Here is a 19,007-nt window from a genome sequence, read left to right as displayed (position 1 = left end):
TTAAAAGTAACCTTCACGTTTTTTCTTCTCCATAGAACCGGCGCTGTCGTGATCGATGGCACGGCCTTGGCGCTCTGAAGTCGTCGTCAAAAGCATCTCTTGAATGATTTCCGGAAGCGTGGTCGCCTCAGACTCAACGGCACCTGTTAGCGGGTAACAACCCAAAGTGCGAAAACGCACCATCTTTTCTTCCACCACTTCGCCTTCTTCAAGCTCCATGCGGTCGTCATCTCTCATGATCAGCATGCCATCACGCTCAACCACAGGACGCTTCGCCGCCAGATACAGGCCTGGGATTTCAATGTTTTCCAGGTAGATGTATTGCCAGATATCCAGTTCGGTCCAGTTTGACAGAGGGAAGACGCGAATGCTTTCTCCCTTATTTACTTTACCGTTGTAAATATTCCATAGCTCTGGGCGCTGGTTTTTTGGATCCCATCGATGGTGTTCATCACGAAACGAATACACGCGTTCTTTGGCTCGAGACTTTTCTTCATCTCGACGCGCACCACCAAAAGCCGCATCAAATCCATGCTTGTCCAATGCTTGCTTCAGGCCTTGAGTCTTCATGATATCAGTATGCAGTGAACTGCCGTGCACAAAAGGGCTGATGTTCATCTTCAGTCCTTCAGGGTTTTGATGCACAATCAGCTTCATGCCTAGCTTCTTGGCCATGTGGTCACGAAACTCAATCATCTCTTTGAATTTCCATGTTGTGTCCACGTGCATCAGTGGAAACGGTGGAGTGCCCGGCGCAAATGCTTTTTGCGCTAGGTGTAGCATCACTGACGAGTCCTTACCAACTGAATAGAGCATTACTGGGTTATCGAACTCAGCCGCCACTTCGCGCATGATGTATATCGACTCTGCCTCAAGCTGCTTGAGGTGAGTCATACGCTCTGGAGAGATGTTCATTACTAAAAAGTCCTTAATTTACAATCCAATAAAGGCTGGAATTGCGGTCAACACAATCAAGCCATAAAGCAGGCACATCGGTACGCCCACTTTCACAAAATCTTGCAGTTTATACTGCCCCGCATTCAAAACCATCAAGTTGGTTTGATAGCCATACGGACTGATAAAGCTAGCACTGGCACCAAACGCCACCGCTAAGATATACGCCTGGGGGTTAGCCGACACGCTCGAGGCTAGCTCGATACTAATCGGGAACACCAACGCCGCTGCCGCATTGTTCGTGACCAACTCCGTCATCAACCAAGCTAACAAATAGACCACAACTAGCCCAGTAAATGGGGTAAACAAATAGTCATAAGAGTGTACCATTGTTTCTAAGCCGCCTAAGGCTCCGCTTTTGCTGAGCGCTTGAGACAATAACAACGCCGATGAAATAATCAGCCAAATGTTTTTAGGTAAGCGTTGCAGTACTTCGCTTGCGCTTAAACAACCTGACAATAAAAACACGCCAAGCAATATCAGCATTACCTTAAACAGAGAGACGATGCCTGTCGCGGCCAATAAAATTGAGCCCAGAAAGCCAGCCACTACGAGCTTTTCTTTCCAGCCTTCAAGGCAATGCTCCGTTTCAACCTCATTAAGCAGATAGAAGTTTTTTCTGATGTTGTTTCGAGAGGCGTAGTCCTCGCCTACTGCCAACACCAGATAATCCCCCGCTTCCAGGTAGACCTCACCCAACTTACAAGATAACGTTTTGCCGTCGCGCTTGATTGCCACCACCGCCGCATCAAACAGCGCACGAAATCCCGTATCCTTGAGTGTTTTGCCAACTAAGTGACTCTCAGGTCTTATCACCACTTCAGAGAGGTTATCCAGAGGTAGCCCGCTGTTGCTGGCAAACAAAGAAAGACCATCAAATTGGGTTAATGTAGTCACCTTTTTAACATCGCCACTGAACAACAAACGGTCGTTTGGCGCAATCACCTCCTGAGGGGTCACTGGGGATATCAAGCGCCCTTTTCGTAATATTTCAACCAGAAACAGTGACTCAAGATGTCTAAGGCCATTTTGTTCAACAGTTTTCCCGACTAAGTCAGAGTCCACTGAGACTTCAGCATCGATAATATAGTCCTGAATCTGAACATGACTTTTACCACGTTCTGGCAAGAGCGGGCTTAATACGAACATCAGTGCGCCGCAGCCGAGCACCAGACAAAGACCCACGGCGGTAAAATCAAAGAACTTCAAATCAGGATAGCCAAAGTCGATGACCAGGCTATTGACGATTAAATTGGTAGACGTTCCTACTAAGGTTAACGTTCCCCCTAGTATCGCCGCGTACGAGAGGGGCAAAAGCAGTTTACTGGCTTTATGGTAAGGATTGTTGCGGATGGGTGCCAACATTGTCGATACCACTGCGGTGTTGTTCAATATGGCAGACGACAAGGTCGTTAAACTAAACAACCGAACCCAGGTGAGGCGATAACTTGGCCCAATTACATAACTGGTGATAACACGCAGTAGCTTGGTTTTTTCGAGCGCAACCGAACAAACCATTAAGAGCATTAAAGTTAGCAAGCCTTTGTTAGAGAAACTCTGAATCACCTGCTCTGTCGTCACAAGCGAACTTGTCAACAGCACCAGCAACAACACGCCAAAGACTTTTTCAGAATGAGATTGAAAGCGTATCAAGCCGCAGACAGTAACAAAGAATAAAAAAAGCACCTGAACTGCAGGGCTCGTTAACCAATCAAGCAAGATCGACGCTCCTAGCTAAAAGGTTGAACTTAAGAAAACCGCATACGAGTTTTCCATAATAGCAAAATGACCATGCACGGCATAAGACCTATGAGAAAGCGCGATATTTCTGCAAAAAAACTCCCGCGTCACCAAACATATACGTCACTAGGATATCGCCTAGGAATCTCAGGGTTCATTAAGGAAGTAAGGATAACAGCATCTTAAGCTTAGCGTTATGCCCTGTATTTACATAGACGAAATTCAAGATTCGCACAGGTAGTTGCAACTGGAAGGCTAAAGGGTGATAGAGTGAGCCCTAATAAAGTAACCAATGGCCTCTATATTTCATAAAGGCCAAGAGATACTGTTTGGGCTCTTAGTTCATGGTTGCAAATACTGCCAATGCCGTAATAGAGCGATATTAGGCCAACCAGGCACCACGCATTGTTTTTATGCCGCCGACAGAGCTTTCGAGTCTTGCTTTACTTTGCTCTGGTCGCCAGCTTGCGAACTGAGGTAAAGGTTGTGATAACAGTAGTTAGTCGCTTCCATATAGCCTTCAACGCTGCCGCAATCAAAACGCTTACCTTTAAACTTATAAGCCATCACACAGCCTTGCTGCGCCTGCTTTAAAAGGGCATCGGTGATCTGGATTTCACCGCCTTTACCCGGCTCGGTATTCTCGATATGTTCGAAAATATCTGGTGTCAGAATATAGCGGCCGATAATGGCCAGGTTACTTGGCGCAGTACCGGACTCTGGCTTTTCGACCATATTATCGACGCGGAACAAATTATCTTTAAGCTGTTCGCCAGCAATAACGCCATACTTATGAGTTTCGGTCTCTGGTACTTCTTCCACAGCGACAATCGAGCAGCGGAATTTGTTGTACAGCGCCACCATTTGCGCCAGTACGCCTTGCTCTTCGTTAACACAAAGGTCGTCGGCCAACACCACCGCAAAAGGATTGTCGCCAATCAGTTCTTTGCCGGTGAGAATGGCATGCCCTAGCCCTTTCATTTCACGTTGACGAATATAGGTATAAGAAGCTGAATCAATCAATGAGCGAATATCGGTAAGCAGCGACTCTTTCGAGCTTCCGCTGATTTGATGTTCCAGTTCGTAATTTTTATCGAAGTGATCCATCAGGGTGTGCTTGCCACGCCCGGTGACAATCGCCATATGGTTCATGCCCGCCTGAATCGCCTCTTCGACGCCGTACTCAATCAATGGTTTGTTGACTACTGGCATCATTTCTTTAGGCATGGATTTAGTGGCGGGAAGAAAGCGAGTGCCGTAGCCTGCGGCAGGGAATAAGCAGTGTTTGATCATAACGTTGTCTCTTGTATTTAAAATAATAATTGTTGTGCCCCAAAGTTAGATACAAAAAGAGCAGCAAGAAATACTCGCTGCTCCTTTTCAGTCCACTGGGTTATGGTTTACTTGTCACCGTTAAACAAATCTCGGGTATAGACCTTGTCTTCTACATCTAAAAGCTCTTCCGCCATGCGATTTGACACAATCACATCGGAGCGAGACTTAAACTCGGACAAGTCGGTTAACACTTCTGAGTGGAAGAACTCTCTTCCTTTAGTAAAATAAGACCACTTAGATAGTTTTGGAACGAACTGCTTTGGCAATTCGTTGGAGACTGTTTTCACTATTCGAGTGGTTTTAACTACCTAGTAGCTTGATTTTAACCGCACTCGCTCGATGGCCTACCACGGTTGCGAATACGAAATGATTGGCCAGTTAAAGCTTCGATCTGTTCTAGAAATCTATTACTGCCAATCGCTAAACTCGACTCGGTGGCTGTTTTAATGGTATGACTTGCACTTTGAGATAGTGGTTTACCGAAGAGTGAACGATAACCTTCAAGCCTTGAGTTTAGATCTTTACCAAGCAACAAATAGTTTGGATGCGGCTTTATCAATTTCGATGCCTTGCCAAGTGCGTTGGTTTTGTAACTGCTCCATTTATAATCCGCGGCCACATTGACCATTCCCGCCGCAACGGGATTCAACTCAATATATTTGTACAGTTGAAACAGGTAGTTTTCACTGTCGACCAACGCAGATTTGAATCGCCCTTCCCAAAGCGTACCAGACCGCTTGTAGCGTTTATTGAAATAGTAGACATAGCTTCGACCTAATGACTGCATCATTTTGGAAACGCCAGATTGACTATGAGGAGTACAAAGCAGATGAACATGATTTGTCATCAGAACCCAAGCGTGGATGTGTACTTGATATTTATCTGCATACTGCTTGAGCCATTCTAGATACGCCAGCATATCCTCATCATTACAGAAGCAAACCTGTCGGTTATTGCCACGTTGAATAACATGTTGTGCAATACCAATCGGGGCGTACCTTAGTTTTCTTGACATATGTATCTCAAATAGGGTCAGAGTAAACTCACTGACTAACTATCTAAAGACACACATCAATGTACGAGTAAAGTAACGCCAAGATTAGAGGTGTAGCGAAGGAATTCATACTTTTGTAACGCTTACCGAACAGGGTTAAATGACTCTGACCCCTTTTACCCCTATGGGCATGGATTTAGTGGCGGGGAGAAAGCGAGTACCGTAGCCTGCGGCGGGGAATAAGCAGTGCTTGATCCTGTTTAGGACTCCTGATGATTTAGGCTTAAGGTTTAAACGCCTAGTACACTGAAGAACTCCATTACTTCTTCAAAAATCCGACTAATTTATCGCTTTCAGTTACCAACAGAGCGTTAACCTTTTTTTCGTCCATTAAGTTATACGCCGATTGGATGCTAGCTTCCGATGACGTAGAAACAGGATTGAACGTTGCTACATCCATAGCATTTAGATCAAATACATCCTTACCACTGGATTCCATCGCACGACGTAAATCACCATCAGTAATGATCGCCATCTCAGGAGTGTCGATAATCACTGCAAGTCCAAGCTGACCACTTGAGATAACGTTAATTACGTCTTTAAAAGAGGCACCTGGCTCCACAATTGGTAGACCAACAGAGACCATCTCATCTCTGACCTTTCCAAGTAGACGACGACCTAGACTTCCCCCAGGGTGAAAGCGAGCAAAGTTCTCGGGCTTAAAGTTACGCTCTTCCATTAAGCAAATAGTCAAAGCATCTCCCATAGCCAATGTTGCTGTAGTAGAGGCAGTAGGGGCAAGCTGCAATGGGCATGCTTCTTGAGGAACAGAAATATCCAAATTGCAGTGCGCAGCTTTTGCCAGGGTAGAATCAGGGCGCCCTGTCATAGAAATGATAAAGTTTCCATTATCTCGTAGGAACGGAAGCAGTTTCAAAACCTCATCGGTTTCACCAGAGTTCGAAATCGCAATGAAAACGTCCTCTGACTTAACCATGCCTAAGTCACCATGAAATGCTTCCCCGGGGTGCATGAAAAACCCGGCGGTTCCTGTGCTTGCAAATGAGGCAGCAATTTTTTTACCAATAATCCCCGACTTACCCATACCACAAATAATGGTGCGACCTTTGGTGTTTAAGATTGCTTCGATAGCAACTTCAAACGACTGGCCCAACTGTGTAGCCATATATTCTAACCCCACAATTTCTGTGCGGATAACTTCCCTAGCGCGATCAATTACTGACATGTTAGTTTTCCATTATAGCTTTAACGTTTAGATAATCTTGCTCGGTATCAATACCGTGAGGTGGAGCATGTTCAACAATCGTTGCTCCAATGGAAAGACCATTGCTCAAAGCACGCAATTGCTCAAGCTTTTCCAATTGCTCTACTGTTGATTCTGGAGATTGACAGAATTTTCGAAGGATTTTTACAGAATAAGCGTAAATACCTATATGTCGAAAGACTGAGTCAATAGATTCAGGTTGGTCACGATTAAATGGAATCGCCGAACGTGAGAAATAAACAGCTCGGCTACATTGACCCATGGCTACTTTAACAATATTTGGATTATTCACATCTTCAATAGAATGTATCGGTGAAATAGCCGTTGTAATGTCAAATAAGGAGCTCTCTTTGGTAAAAGCAATGAGCTGCCGTATCAGCGAGCTCGGAATTAATGGCTCATCTCCCTGAACATTGATGACTAATGTCTCATCATCCCAGCCAAGCTGAGTCGCAACCTCATTTAACCTATCAGTTCCGCTGGCATGATCTGCATCTGTCATAACACAAGGTATAGACAATTGAGATGCTTTTGAGAAGATACGGTCATCATCTGTTGCTACCACAATATCTTCGGGTGACACTCCTGCCTCAACTGCACGCTGGAACACATGCCAGAAGATCGGTTTACCACAAAGTTGAAGTAAGGGTTTTCCAGGAAGGCGAGAGGAACCAAAACGAGCAGGTATAACCACTTTTAGTTCAGTACTCATTGCTCAATACCTTTAAGGTCGTCTAACGCAATTTTGTTCAACAGCGGTTGGTAGACCTCTTTTAGCTGAAGACCACTTTGTATTATGAGTAAGTGATCAACAAAATCCCGGACCATTCCAAAACCACCGTTACATTGAGAGATCCAGTTGGCTTCGGCTAAGACCAATTGGTGAGCATCCGCTGGAGCCACTGACAAGCCACATTGGCTCATAATAGGCAAATCAAGCACATCATCACCACAAAAAGCTATTTCGTCTGCAGCAATATCAAAACGACCACAAATTTCTACCAGTTTAGGAAGCTTATGTTTGCAGCCAGTTTCAATTACATCAAACCCGAGTTGTTGGCAGCGCTTTGTTAGTGCGGGACTCGCTTTACCCGAAATAACACCGGACTTTATTCCGTGGGCCCGTAACAACTCGATGGCTAAGCCATCTTTAACATTAAACGCTTTAATGAATTCGCCGGATTCTGCCATATAAATAGTGCCATCTGTCATGACACCATCTACATCAAACAGAACCATTTTTATTGGTTTGTTTGTCACTAGCGCCATATTTAAACCAACTTTGATTCAATAAATGGGCGCTTATTTACTACCTGATCAATTTCTAGCAAGGTTTCAAGAAGCTCTTTCATATGTTTAAGCGGCAACATATTCGGACCATCACAAAGTGCATTATCTGGATCAGGATGGGTTTCCATAAATAAACCGTCAATGCCAACGGCTACAGCCGCTCGTGCAATGGCAGGAACGTGATAGCGATTACCGCCGGTCGAACCATTCAAAGTTCCAGGCATTTGAACGCTATGTGTAGCATCCATGACAACCTTGCATCCGGTCTCTTTCATGATAGTCAAACCTGGCATATAGTTAATTAACTGACCAAATCCGAAGCTAGTGCCTCGGTCACACAACCAGATATCTTCATTACCTACAGCACGACATTTTTCAACGACCGGAGCCATATCACTTGGATGCATCCATTGCCCTTTCTTGATATTCACTGGTTTGCCCATGGAAGCTACGCGTTGAATGAAACCGGTCTGCCTAACCAGAAAAGCTGGGGTTTGTAGTACATCAACGACAGAAGCAACTTCATCAAGAGGCGTATCTTCATGAACATCTGTTATGACTTTAACACCAAGTTGATCCTTAGCTTTTTGTATTATTTTCAAACCTTCTTCAAGGCCAGGACCAGTAAACGCTGTTGCTGATGATCGATTAGCCTTCGTGAAAGATGACTTAGCGATATAGTCGATACCAAGTTTAGTAGTAATTTCTTGTAAACGGCCAAAAGTATCAATAACTAAACCTTCAGATTCGATCACACAAGGGCCTGCAATTAAAAACATAGTTACTCCAAAGTTAATCTATTGAAAAAGAATAATTTGAATACTCTTTTTCCCATACATCAAAATCACTTAACTGATAGGAATAGTTAAGAATCATATCGCTCATTTTTGAAAAACAATTATCATCCAACTCATTATCAATCACAATACCAGTATTCATTTGTAAAATTTTCTGCGACTGTGGAATGATTTCATTAACGATAATAGGAACCTTAAAAGCTAAATGCTCATAGTATTTGTTTGGACATGCATATTTATGCAAAAAAACCTCTGGGGAATAATAAGCCCAAACAAAATCAACATATGAGTATAATCTTTGAATCTCCACTGGTTCATATTTACCAAGAAAAGTTAGGTTATCAATTTCAGTTGATAGCTGTTTAATTTTGTCATCTAGACTTCCCATTCCTGCAATTAAAATTCTGAAATCAGGCCTGTTTTTGAAAAAACCAATCAGCTCTAAAATACCACGTGTATCATCCAAAGAACCGAAATAACCGATACGAATTCCGTTATTAGAGTTTTCATTAAAAACAGGAAATTTATCAGAACGATTAATTTTAGGTACATTTTCACAAATCAACGGTGTTGTTGAAAGTGTTAACGAAGTAAGCGATAACTTATCTAAATAGTAATCAATTCTAGATTTACCAGGAAGAATAACTCGAGAGCTTTTTGAAACAATAAAACACTCTATCCAATCAAATAACTTAGGATAAGCGAAGTTACGAAACTTTGTTTCTGCAATTGGATCCACTATATCTAAGTAAATCTTTATCCTCTTAAACATACCTGCGAGTTTAATTGGAATATAAGTATCTAGATCCATACAAATAACTTTATCTTGTTTCCTCATTTTAAATAGTGACAACACAAAAAGTCTTAATAGAAACAGAGGGTAAGATATAACAAGATGATAGTCTTTTCTCCCAAACCTAAGAAACTTATTACATTTATCGTGATCCTCCCAGGTTATATAAACAACATCTTCATCAAGAAATTCATTGTAACGCTGTAATCTTGAATCTCTAACCAAGGGAAGAGATCTTACAACATAACATTTACTTATGTATTTGCTCATTCTTACCTGACTTACCTTTTAATCCATGAAAAAAACCAAGAGTAAACAGTGAAATAGGCCTTAGTTTTCTAGTCATCACGGATAGTTTAACAGTTGTAATTAACATTTTTAAAAAAAAAATCAAATTATTCAAAAAACTAACTTTTATCTTTTCTTTTATCATAAAGGAGTTTCTAACAATATAATAAATTGAATTAGTAACTGCAGCATGACTATTATTATCCCTAATTAAATGATAGCGCTCAGAACAAACAACTCTATACCCAAGAGCTCTGACATTCAAAGACAATTCAACCTCCTCCCAGTACATAAAATAACGCTCATCAAAGATACGTTCAAACAAGTCTACAATGCTTCTTCTAATAACGAAAAATGAACCGGCAGCATAATCTGATGAACTGAGTTCAGTTCGATTATCTGTTATATTCCACTTTTGCAACAAACCATTTAAATGAATTGTGTTGTACATTAACCTACCTTCATTATCATACGTTTCAAAGTAAAGTTGACCAATATCATTATTAGTACAGAAAATATTACTGGCGTAATCCACAACAGCAGGCGAAATATTTATATCACCATTTGAGATAATTATATCACCTGTAACCTTGTTCTTGGATAAAGCCCAAAAACCAATATTATTACCGCCTGAATAACCAGAGTTATTTAATGCTGACACAATAACCAACTTATCGAGAAAAGTATTAAATCTTGACAACTGATTAGTTTCATGAGAGTTATCTACAATCACAATTTTTGATATCATATCAGAAGAGTGAAAGTCATTTACTATCCTATAAACCTCATCCCATGAGTAATAATTAATTAGCAATAAGTTAAACATCCTCACCTCTTCAATGCAATATTATATTGTAGTGAATAAAATATCAAAATAATGGAGAGTGATGCTTTGTCAATTAAAAATGAATTAAACAACCCACCCATAGTTAAAATAAAATAAAGTGGTGCAAAATTAGGAATGGCGTTTTCTCTAGATACTAACCAAAACTTATAAGCGATTGATAAAAACATAAAAATTAAAATAATACATATTACGGGACTCAAATCCAATGCGAATATAAACCAAGATCCGTCAGTTATTATATCCTTAGTTACATAATCATTTATTTTGATGCCCAAAATCATGTTATCTGATATATATGACAACGATTTAATATAATCAGAATAATGCTCCTCATTTGATACAGAAGCCCACTCATCATTACCCGTAAAACGGTCAATGATCAAATTCACAACAGGAGAATCCTTCAAAATAACAAATAATATAACACAAGCCACGCTAAAAAGAATTGATGTATATAGAGCATTCTTGAATGATAATTTCAAAACACAAATAAACAAAACCAAAAAAACAGCAGAGGCAATATTTACCCGAGAAACTAATAACAATATTGAAATCAAGCTCAAAAAGAAGATACACATATCACTTAACTTTCTCTCATTGAAAATATTAAATAGTGATATTGTCAAAGGAAAAAGAAGCGTACTTCCATATACTATAGGGTTATTATATAGCCCATTCATAGAAAAAAGTATTATATCTTCAATCTCTCTAGAATTATTTGTTATTGCTAACTCTGACTTTATTACAGGCAGTTCTACAAATGCATTGGGAAGTGACTCATGAAAAAAAAACTGGACCAATCCTATAACAGCCAGAATTGACATTGAAATGTAAATATACCTAAACATTCTCAAACTGAATGATTTATTAAGACCATAACATAAAGATATAGATAGAAATATGGATAAATAGTAGATAGTGTTAACAAAACTATTTAAATCAGCATCTTTTAAGAAATAAATTGATTTTAATAAAATGCCAAAAATAACAACCCCAATTATGTGGAAGATAATATCGACCTTTGAGAAGATCAAAACAGAGAAATAGGTTAGAAAAAAAATTGGAAATGATAATAACAGAGTTAATGACAAAAATGATAAGGGTAAAGAAATACCAACATACTTACAAATTGATGTTAATACGCCACCAAAGAGAATAATTGTTAGATAACAATAAGAATATCTTTGTCTAAAGCATTCAAATTTCATCAATTCATTCTCGTTCTAATAAGTTAAACAACTTTCTAGGATAAGTTAAATACCTATCTTGAAAGTGCCCTTTACAAAGGTAACTAAAAATAAATTCAAATAAGAACGAATCAACCATTTCACTATCAATTTCATCATGTATAACATTCTCTAATTGAATATCTAAAGGCAACTTATCATTATAATCAAAAGTAACTCCTTTATGAGTATAGTAAGATTTTCCAAGCGTAAAAACCTTCTTCTTAAGTAAAAGTGCTTCAATTCCAACAGTCGAGTTGTTAACAACACATAGCTTTGAATTTATAATCAAATCTGAAAGGCTGCAATTATTTGCAAATTTGATATTAGGGTTGGAATTAACGATATCATAAAGCTCACTATCATAGCGTCCTATATAGAATGGATGCTCTCTGATAAAGAGTTTTTTTCCGTATGGAATAGACTGACTCATTAACTTCACAATTTCAGTAAAGCTATCAAAGTTTGGTGAGTTATCAATAAACTGAGCATCGACAGGTACTTGTAAAAACAGAACTATATAGTCATCATCTAAAGAAACTTGTTCACTTTTGATTATATCTTTTGATCTAAATTCTTTTTTTATTTTCCCTCTAATCTTTTCTCTTAATGCTGATTTGAAATCAAGCCCAATTTGTAAGTCAACTGGTAGCAGTTTCGATAAAAACTTAGGTGGATACATCAATAGAAAAGTCAAATAAGTATTGAACCTTATAGACAAGTTTTTTTCATCTGTTTTCCAATATTTTTCAACCTTATTGTTTTGATAATTATTTCTGTATTTTTCAAGTTCTTGCTTTTCACTTTGAGTTAGCCTATTAAAGCTCGGAGAAAATGAAATATTACAGTTCACGCCTTTCAAATCTAACATTGTTGTGTCAAAAGGCCCTTGTTCGAAATATATGATCTTCACATTATACTTCTTTGCAAGAAATATTATGACGGAAGGTAATAGCCTTGTATCACCAGAAGAAATCAGAATATCAAAATTTTCTTTAATAAATATCGGCTCAAAGTAAGCTATATACTTTATAGCTTGTTGCTTTAGTTGCTCATCTTTGTTTTTACCATATAGCTTAAATGACTTACTATTAAACCCAATAAGTTCAATAATATCACCCTCATATTCATTTAATAAGCGTTCATAATTTGAGTCTGAAGTAATGCATTTTTGAGAATATATGCTTTCTATATTTTTAGATTTAAAATAGTGGTGTGCTGCAGGGTATATAGCAACATTAAAAAAACTCAAATCACTACTAAACTCTCCAACAATACCATCTTCTAAGAAATGAAAATACCTAGCAAAGTCGCGAAAATATGTTGTTGTGATAATTTTCATCTTATTAGCTTTTCCTTAATAGATAGAACCATACTATCTTTCAATAAAAGTAGAATAAATAGATACGAGAGTACAGATACTGCAATGTTAGTTATCATAAACACAATATTATCATCAAGCACTACATTGTTCTTAAACAAGTAAATAACAACTAAGTAAATACTATTAGCTAGCATAATATTCATAACTCGGCGATTAAAGATGAACGCTAAATTAACCTTCACAAAGGTCACATTAATTAACTGATAAATAAGAACTGATAATTCAGCAGTTAGAACAGCTATTGCGGCGCCATTATGACTAAACATAGGAATTAATATGACATTCATTAGTACTGATACAATAGCACCTATAAATAATGACTGGGCAACAATTTTTTCCTTCCCGCTTGCATATAAAACCTGCATGCCAATAAAGCTAGTTATTGTACTAACTAAAATCAAAGGTGACATTATCATTAGAGATAGTGACGCTTCCTCAAAATCAAATCCAGCAAATAAAAGTATAATTTCTTTAGAGTAAGTAAATGTAAATATTGCTGTAGGTAAAGATATCAATAGCAACAATGAAAAAAGGTCAGACAATAGACTTTGATATCTTTCGTTATTTTCCTTTGATAAAATTGACGAATCTGAAAAGTACACAATAGACATTGATGATATTAAGGATGTCGCAGTTCTAATTAACTTAATTGCAGTACTATATAGCCCAACAGCATAATTATTAGTTAAGATACCTAATATGACACTATCTAACAAAGTATAGATAGTAGACATAATTCTTGTGCTTAGAAAATAAATCGTTGGTTTAATATGCTTAACAATTGATAGACCAGTAAAGGTAAACTTAATCACTTTCGTTGCATGAAAGAGATTAAAAATATTGGCGCAACTTAATGATATTGTTGTTACCAAAACGTATGCTGAAATATCACTCTCATTGTGGACCATAGAAAAAACAAGCAAAAGAGAGACGACTTTTACAGCTGCATTTCGTACTGCTAGTATTTTGAAATTTTCTAACCCTTGAAAGAGCCAATCTATTTGGAAAAAACTAAGCGCGATATTAATTGAAGCTATAATATATAAAATATAGTTTTCTCTCATTGTTTCTATTGAACTAATGAGGAAGAAAAAACCTACAAATGAGATCACTACACCAATGACATTTAACATCATCAACTCAGATACAAGTTGATTTAATGATTCTCTATTATTTCTTCTTTTAGCGACTTCTCTAACACCATATATAGGAATTCCTAAAGAAGCAATAGTTGTAAAATATGCTGCAACAGTAATGGCTAAATTTGCAGCTCCTATTCCTTCAACACCTAAAGCTCTTGATACATACGGGAATATAATGATAGGAAATAATGAATTCAATAAATAATAAAAAGCATTAAATATTACATTGATGCTTTTATTGTTTTTTTTTGTTTCCATATTATAAAACTTTATATTATTTTAATGCTTTCTTTACTATATAATAAATCATCACGGTCTCTTGATTTATTATATTTTAACAATCTCTTTTCAAGACAATGCCAACTTAACAATGACAGAACAATGACAACAAGAATACATAATAAGAACCCCCAACCAAAATCATTTAGCCAACCTCTCGATGTAAAGTATTGAATAACTGGAAAATGTACAATATACATTCCATAAGATATGTCACCAATACATTTTGGAATTATAATTCTGAATGGTATTAAATAGGAGAAAAAGTAAACAACAGATGCAAGTGCAATTGGATGAATAGCGTAGATCTTATCAAAGACTAAAAGATACATCGTCGACAATAAAAACAAAACAAACATTAATTTATCACTTGGTCTTATATAATTTAATACAGCACCAGCCATAAAAAAACAAAGTAATGATGGTAATTGATTATTAATAGATGGATTGACTCCATGTTCAATTATTAAGAACCTAATAAAGTAGAAACACAAAATAGACAGTGCATACAAAATAAGTATTGCAAAATATCTTTTTGTTCCTTTATTGATCCAATCAAATATTAATGGTACGGCAAAGTAAAACATAACCTCTATTTTAATTGTCCATAATGACCCATTGACTGCTGTAATAACATTATCCTCAAAAACACCAGGTAATGATGGAGACATGAAATTCATGAATATTGAATTAAAAATGATGAACTTTAAGCCTCCATTATAAACAAAGTCTTTAATATCTACATTGCTAATAATTAGGCCTAAAATAAAGGTTAACAGAATCACTATCAAATAAAGTGGCAATATCCTTACAATTCTTGATTTGGAATATTTTTTTAATGAATTGGATTTATTATAACTATATACAATCAAATAACCACTAATTACAAAAAAACATTCAACTGCAAACTCACCACTAAAAAACCCAAATACTATTCCATCAATAGGGCTTAATACGGATATATGATACATAAAAACTATAGTTGAAAGTACTATTCTTATGAGATCAAAATTGTTATCTCTTACTGGATTATTATCCAAAATGTCGTTCGAATTATTCATGGCTTCAGTGGGAGTTGTTTATTGTGTCGATAGTATTAGAAACCATCACATTCTAATAAGGATTTTTTCGATGTTAGTTTTTTTTTAGATAGTAAGTACCTAACTATACTTTTAACATGCCAATAAAAATGTTTCGAAATTAACTTTCTATTTGAATGTTTAGCTAGATGAACGGCTTTTATATTGGGAAAATAAACAACAGACTCATTTATCATCGAACTCCTATAGCAAATATCAATATCTTCACAATACATGAAATAGCATTCATCAAAACCACCTAACTTACTATAATGAGATGATTGAAATACTAAAAAAGACCCTGCCGCCCAATCAACAATTGTTGGTTTTTTTATTTCGCTCTTATTGACAACCGTTTTATTCCCATAGCCCAAAAATGACATGACGAAATCAAGAAGGATAGGAAAGTCACGTACAGACTCATCGTAGATTGAATAATTCATATCCTTATATAAATTAATTGCTCCAATCTTAACGTTATTTTTAGTCATCAGACTGACTAAATTAGTTATCATTGTAACAGTTATGAATACATCTGGATTTAATACAATGAAATAATCACTTGGCTGCATTCCCAGATGCTTTTTACAGTAGGAATACACAAGATTATTATTATGTCCAAATCCAATATCATATTGTTCATCTAGTATATGGAGTTGGGTATATCTATTATAGTAGCTTTTTTCCTCTTTCCTGTTTAACTTAACTATGACATTAAACTCCTCTGATAAGTGTGGAAGACAATTCAATTGTTCAATTATCTCACTATGATTATGAGACACTACAGATATATATACTGCCATACAGTTATAGTCCAATTACAACAGAACCAGAAAAACCAGCACCACTAGTGACCAAAATCTTCATCTAATTATTTCCTAGAAGTGAATTCAAAATTCTTTCGCACGCTTTACCATCACCGTACGGATTATGGGCAAAACTCATGGCTCCATATGCAACATCATCGTTAAGTAGCGTGTTTATATTCGAAGTAATCTTATCAATGTCCGTTCCTACTAATCTAACTGTACCTGCAGCAACTGCTTCTGGCCGTTCTGTTGTATCACGCATAACCAATACTGGCTTACCAAGGCTCGGAGCTTCCTCTTGTATGCCGCCAGAGTCTGTTAATATGATGTCTGCACGGTGCATCAAATAGATAAATGGTAGATATTGCTGAGGTTCAATCAGTAATACATTATCTTCATCACCCAGTATGCGATTTACTGGCTCTCGTACATTTGGGTTTAGGTGCATTGGGTATAGTATTTGACAGTCAGGATGATTCTTCGCAGTAATAGCTAGTGCTTCACAAATACGCTCGAAGCCGCCACCAAAGCTTTCACGTCTATGACCAGTCACAAGAATTAGTTTTTTGTCATTGTTTAGGTATGGAAAACTTGCAGCTAATGTCGCCTTTAAGTCTTTATCATTGGTAATTTTGTCTTTAACCATTAAGAGGGCGTCAATCACAGTGTTCCCTGTTACATGAATATCATCTGGACTAAAGTTTTCTTTGAGTAGATTCGCTTTAGATGTTTCTGTTGGAGCGAAATGATATTTGGTTAACGCACCAGTTAATCGACGATTTGCTTCTTCTGGCCATGGTGAATAAATATTGCCAGTCCGAAGGCCTGCTTCAACATGACCCACTTCGATTTGCTCATAGTATGCCGCTAAACTCGCCGCAAACGTGGTTGCCGTATCGCCATGAACGAGCACGACATCGGGCTTGAACTCTTGTAGAACAGGTTTGAGTTCTTGAACGATACGTGCAGTTACATCGTTGAGCGTTTGACCCGCCTTCATCAGATTCAAATCGTAATCTGGTGTAATTTCGAATAACTCTAGAACTTGGTCGAGCATCTCTCTGTGCTGAGCAGTCACGCAGCATTTGGATACGAAACGCTCATCGCTTGCTAAAGCATGAACAAGAGGTGCCATTTTAATGGCCTCTGGACGCGTGCCGAAGACCGTTAAGATTTTTTTCTTAGCCATTTTGGGTTGCCACTTTTGACGTTGAAGGGAGTTTACTCCCTGAAAGTTTGAAGTTTAGAATTGAATTTTTTGCAGTTTTTGGTCTCAGTACTTTTAGTGTGCTGAGACAGTTTTTAGCCATTTTGAGACAGTCTAATTCCGCTATCTCATTGTAATAACTTGATTTGAGTGTTCTTCTCTAACCCGCGCTAATAGTCCTTTATTTTATTTTAGGTAGTCACTCGCTTTATGAGATCCTCGCTTTCGCGATGTATGGACTCCCTCCCTCAAGAGGGAGCTAAAATTACTGGTGACCAAACCATAATCTTTAGGAGTCCATACATGAATAAGTCTACGACCATTGCTATTGATTTAGCAAAAAGCTCATTCCAGGTTTGTAAGCTGGTTGGCAATCATGTCGCTACAGAGAAACCATTCAGCAAAGCCAAACTAAAATCCTGGTTACTCAAACAACCGCCTTGCACCGTCGTAATGGAGTCCTGTGCTACTTCCCACTTTTGGGGGCGTTTTTGCCAATCCATAGGACATGAAGTTATCTTGATCGCACCAAAGAATGTATCCCCATTCCGTACGAATCAAAAAACAGACAAAAATGATGCGATGGCTATTGCTGTCGCAGCTAAGCAGCCTAATGTCCACTTCATTGCGGTCAAATCAGTAAGGGCGCAGTCTCTCCAATCCGTCGACAAAATGAGGCAACACTTAGTCGATACCATTACGGCAACAAGCAATATGATTAGAGCTCTCATCGCTGAGTTTGGTATTGATATCCCACGTGGTACTTCCGCTTTTGGAAAACAAATCCCTCTCGTCTTGGAAGACGCTGAAAATGGCCTGCCAGATATTGTCAGAGAGCAAATATCGACGATGTACTGGCTTTATCAAGACCTCATTGAAAAGAAAGAAAAAATCACAAAACAACTCAATAACGAGATACAGCAACAACCTGAATGTCGCGCCCTAACTGCTATTGAGGGAGTGGGCAATGTCAACGCGCTGGCTTTATATCTCGCCATTGGTGAAAACGGCGGTAACTTTAAAAACGGCCGTGAAGCTTCTGCGTGCATCGGCTTAACGCCAAAACAGTACAGCACTGGCGGCAAGACTGTACTTTTAGGTATCGGTAAAAAATTCGCCTGTAAACGAATACGAGCCAATTTGATTCAAGGTGCTCTCGCTTTTGTTCGGGCTGTCGACCGAAGGGAGCCAAAGACAACAAAAGAGGCTTGGGTCAAAGGCCTGATAGAAAGAGCCGGGCTCCGAAGAGCGGCTGTTGCTCTCGCCAACAAAACAGTCAGAACGGCATGGTCAATGCTCAATCACCACCAACCATACCGATTACCCGAAACAGTTTAAGAACCATATTTAGGTTACAACCAAGAGTAAGACAAAAACAGGTAAGACCGACCCTAACGAGCCAGATCATCCTCATGGTACCAGGTACCTTTTTCGCGAAGTGGCATTAGGGTGCGAAAACATCAAGGGGCAGAGTTCGCTACTCAATAAGAGCCCGAATATGCGCATGCTTCCTACTTATTTTTGTCCTCTAGTTGCAATCTAACGGGAGTCCATATAC

Annotated in this window: 17 protein-coding genes and 1 pseudogene; 1 reads left to right on the top strand and 17 read right to left on the bottom strand. The window is 38.2% G+C overall.

Annotated elements, in window-relative coordinates; all coding sequences use genetic code 11:
• From cysD to wecB, 17 genes and pseudogenes are all read right to left on the bottom strand, one after another.
• The gene (cysD, locus tag C4S60_RS20060) at positions 1-915 is read right to left on the bottom strand and encodes a sulfate adenylyltransferase subunit CysD (RefSeq protein WP_103882076.1); all 915 of its coding nucleotides are present in this window, start codon (positions 913-915) and stop codon (positions 1-3) included.
• A gap of 18 nt (positions 916-933) precedes the next feature.
• Complete coding sequence (locus tag C4S60_RS20055; RefSeq protein ID WP_103882075.1) at positions 934-2,673, bottom strand: SLC13 family permease; 1,740 nt, start codon at positions 2,671-2,673, stop codon at positions 934-936.
• Between the two features lie 432 nt (positions 2,674-3,105).
• Positions 3,106-3,987, bottom strand: coding sequence for a UTP--glucose-1-phosphate uridylyltransferase GalU (galU, locus tag C4S60_RS20050; protein ID WP_103882074.1), 882 nt, complete (start codon positions 3,985-3,987; stop codon positions 3,106-3,108).
• A gap of 107 nt (positions 3,988-4,094) precedes the next feature.
• Positions 4,095-4,247 (bottom strand): annotated as a pseudogene (locus tag C4S60_RS20045) (UDP-glucose 6-dehydrogenase); the annotation flags it as partial.
• A gap of 104 nt (positions 4,248-4,351) precedes the next feature.
• Complete coding sequence (locus C4S60_RS20040; RefSeq protein WP_103882072.1) at positions 4,352-5,044, bottom strand: transposase; 693 nt, start codon at positions 5,042-5,044, stop codon at positions 4,352-4,354.
• Positions 5,045-5,342: 298 nt separating this feature from the next.
• Positions 5,343-6,269, bottom strand: coding sequence for a KpsF/GutQ family sugar-phosphate isomerase (locus C4S60_RS20035; protein WP_103882071.1), 927 nt, complete (start codon positions 6,267-6,269; stop codon positions 5,343-5,345).
• Position 6,270: 1 nt separating this feature from the next.
• Entirely contained in the window at positions 6,271-7,020 is a 750-nt protein-coding gene (gene kdsB, locus C4S60_RS20030) for a 3-deoxy-manno-octulosonate cytidylyltransferase (protein WP_103882070.1), read from the bottom strand.
• Positions 7,017-7,577, bottom strand: a complete 561-nt coding sequence (locus C4S60_RS20025; protein WP_103882069.1) for a KdsC family phosphatase — start codon at positions 7,575-7,577, stop codon at positions 7,017-7,019. Before C4S60_RS20025 ends, kdsB begins: the two co-directional genes overlap by 4 nt.
• Positions 7,578-7,579: 2 nt before the next feature.
• Positions 7,580-8,377 (bottom strand): 3-deoxy-8-phosphooctulonate synthase, encoded by a 798-nt coding sequence (gene kdsA / locus C4S60_RS20020; RefSeq protein WP_103882068.1) that lies wholly within the window; start codon positions 8,375-8,377, stop codon positions 7,580-7,582.
• 13 nt (positions 8,378-8,390) lie between these two features.
• Positions 8,391-9,206: a glycosyltransferase gene (locus C4S60_RS20015; protein ID WP_103882067.1), complete on the bottom strand. Its 816-nt coding sequence runs from the start codon at positions 9,204-9,206 to the stop codon at positions 8,391-8,393.
• 232 nt (positions 9,207-9,438) lie between these two features.
• Positions 9,439-10,302, bottom strand: a complete 864-nt coding sequence (locus C4S60_RS20010) for a glycosyltransferase family protein (protein ID WP_103882066.1) — start codon at positions 10,300-10,302, stop codon at positions 9,439-9,441.
• A 2-nt stretch (positions 10,303-10,304) separates the two neighbouring features.
• Positions 10,305-11,147 (bottom strand): hypothetical protein, encoded by an 843-nt coding sequence (locus tag C4S60_RS20005; protein WP_103882065.1) that lies wholly within the window; start codon positions 11,145-11,147, stop codon positions 10,305-10,307.
• A 388-nt stretch (positions 11,148-11,535) separates the two neighbouring features.
• Positions 11,536-12,891: a capsular polysaccharide export protein, LipB/KpsS family gene (locus tag C4S60_RS20000; protein ID WP_103882064.1), complete on the bottom strand. Its 1,356-nt coding sequence runs from the start codon at positions 12,889-12,891 to the stop codon at positions 11,536-11,538.
• Complete coding sequence (locus C4S60_RS19995; protein ID WP_103882063.1) at positions 12,888-14,333, bottom strand: flippase; 1,446 nt, start codon at positions 14,331-14,333, stop codon at positions 12,888-12,890. Before C4S60_RS19995 ends, C4S60_RS20000 begins: the two co-directional genes overlap by 4 nt.
• An 11-nt stretch (positions 14,334-14,344) precedes the next feature.
• The gene (locus C4S60_RS19990; RefSeq protein ID WP_160111389.1) at positions 14,345-15,394 is read right to left on the bottom strand and encodes an acyltransferase family protein; all 1,050 of its coding nucleotides are present in this window, start codon (positions 15,392-15,394) and stop codon (positions 14,345-14,347) included.
• Between the two features lie 56 nt (positions 15,395-15,450).
• Positions 15,451-16,236 (bottom strand): glycosyltransferase family protein, encoded by a 786-nt coding sequence (locus tag C4S60_RS19985; RefSeq protein WP_103882061.1) that lies wholly within the window; start codon positions 16,234-16,236, stop codon positions 15,451-15,453.
• A 64-nt stretch (positions 16,237-16,300) separates the two neighbouring features.
• A complete protein-coding gene (wecB, locus tag C4S60_RS19980; protein WP_103882060.1) occupies positions 16,301-17,431 on the bottom strand; it encodes a non-hydrolyzing UDP-N-acetylglucosamine 2-epimerase in 1,131 nt (376 codons plus the stop codon).
• Between the two features lie 321 nt (positions 17,432-17,752).
• On the opposite strand from wecB, the gene C4S60_RS19975 reads away from it, so the two are divergent.
• Positions 17,753-18,787: an IS110 family RNA-guided transposase gene (locus C4S60_RS19975; RefSeq protein WP_103882059.1), complete on the top strand. Its 1,035-nt coding sequence runs from the start codon at positions 17,753-17,755 to the stop codon at positions 18,785-18,787.
• The last annotated feature ends 220 nt before the right edge of the window (positions 18,788-19,007 follow it).

The sequence above is a fragment of the Vibrio hangzhouensis genome (genome assembly GCF_900107935.1).
In the GTDB taxonomy this organism is placed as follows: Bacteria; Pseudomonadota; Gammaproteobacteria; order Enterobacterales; family Vibrionaceae; genus Vibrio; species Vibrio hangzhouensis.
Note: the sequence above shows the minus strand (reverse complement) of the source record. Positions and strands in the feature narration are given on the sequence as shown.

Coding starts and splice junctions, on each gene's coding strand:
- kdsB (WP_103882070.1), bottom strand. CDS start 7,020: ATGAGTACTGAACTAAAAGTGGTTATACCTGCTCGTTTTGGTTCCTCT.
- C4S60_RS19985 (WP_103882061.1), bottom strand. CDS start 16,236: ATGGCAGTATATATATCTGTAGTGTCTCATAATCATAGTGAGATAATT.
- galU (WP_103882074.1), bottom strand. CDS start 3,987: ATGATCAAACACTGCTTATTCCCTGCCGCAGGCTACGGCACTCGCTTT.
- C4S60_RS20015 (WP_103882067.1), bottom strand. CDS start 9,206: ATGGATCTAGATACTTATATTCCAATTAAACTCGCAGGTATGTTTAAG.
- wecB (WP_103882060.1), bottom strand. CDS start 17,431: ATGGCTAAGAAAAAAATCTTAACGGTCTTCGGCACGCGTCCAGAGGCC.
- C4S60_RS20005 (WP_103882065.1), bottom strand. CDS start 11,147: ATGTCAATTCTGGCTGTTATAGGATTGGTCCAGTTTTTTTTTCATGAG.
- C4S60_RS20010 (WP_103882066.1), bottom strand. CDS start 10,302: ATGTTTAACTTATTGCTAATTAATTATTACTCATGGGATGAGGTTTAT.
- kdsA (WP_103882068.1), bottom strand. CDS start 8,377: ATGTTTTTAATTGCAGGCCCTTGTGTGATCGAATCTGAAGGTTTAGTT.
- C4S60_RS20025 (WP_103882069.1), bottom strand. CDS start 7,577: ATGGCGCTAGTGACAAACAAACCAATAAAAATGGTTCTGTTTGATGTA.
- C4S60_RS19995 (WP_103882063.1), bottom strand. CDS start 14,333: ATGGAAACAAAAAAAAACAATAAAAGCATCAATGTAATATTTAATGCT.
- C4S60_RS20035 (WP_103882071.1), bottom strand. CDS start 6,269: ATGTCAGTAATTGATCGCGCTAGGGAAGTTATCCGCACAGAAATTGTG.
- C4S60_RS19975 (WP_103882059.1), top strand. CDS start 17,753: ATGAATAAGTCTACGACCATTGCTATTGATTTAGCAAAAAGCTCATTC.
- C4S60_RS20000 (WP_103882064.1), bottom strand. CDS start 12,891: ATGAAAATTATCACAACAACATATTTTCGCGACTTTGCTAGGTATTTT.
- cysD (WP_103882076.1), bottom strand. CDS start 915: ATGAACATCTCTCCAGAGCGTATGACTCACCTCAAGCAGCTTGAGGCA.
- C4S60_RS20040 (WP_103882072.1), bottom strand. CDS start 5,044: ATGTCAAGAAAACTAAGGTACGCCCCGATTGGTATTGCACAACATGTT.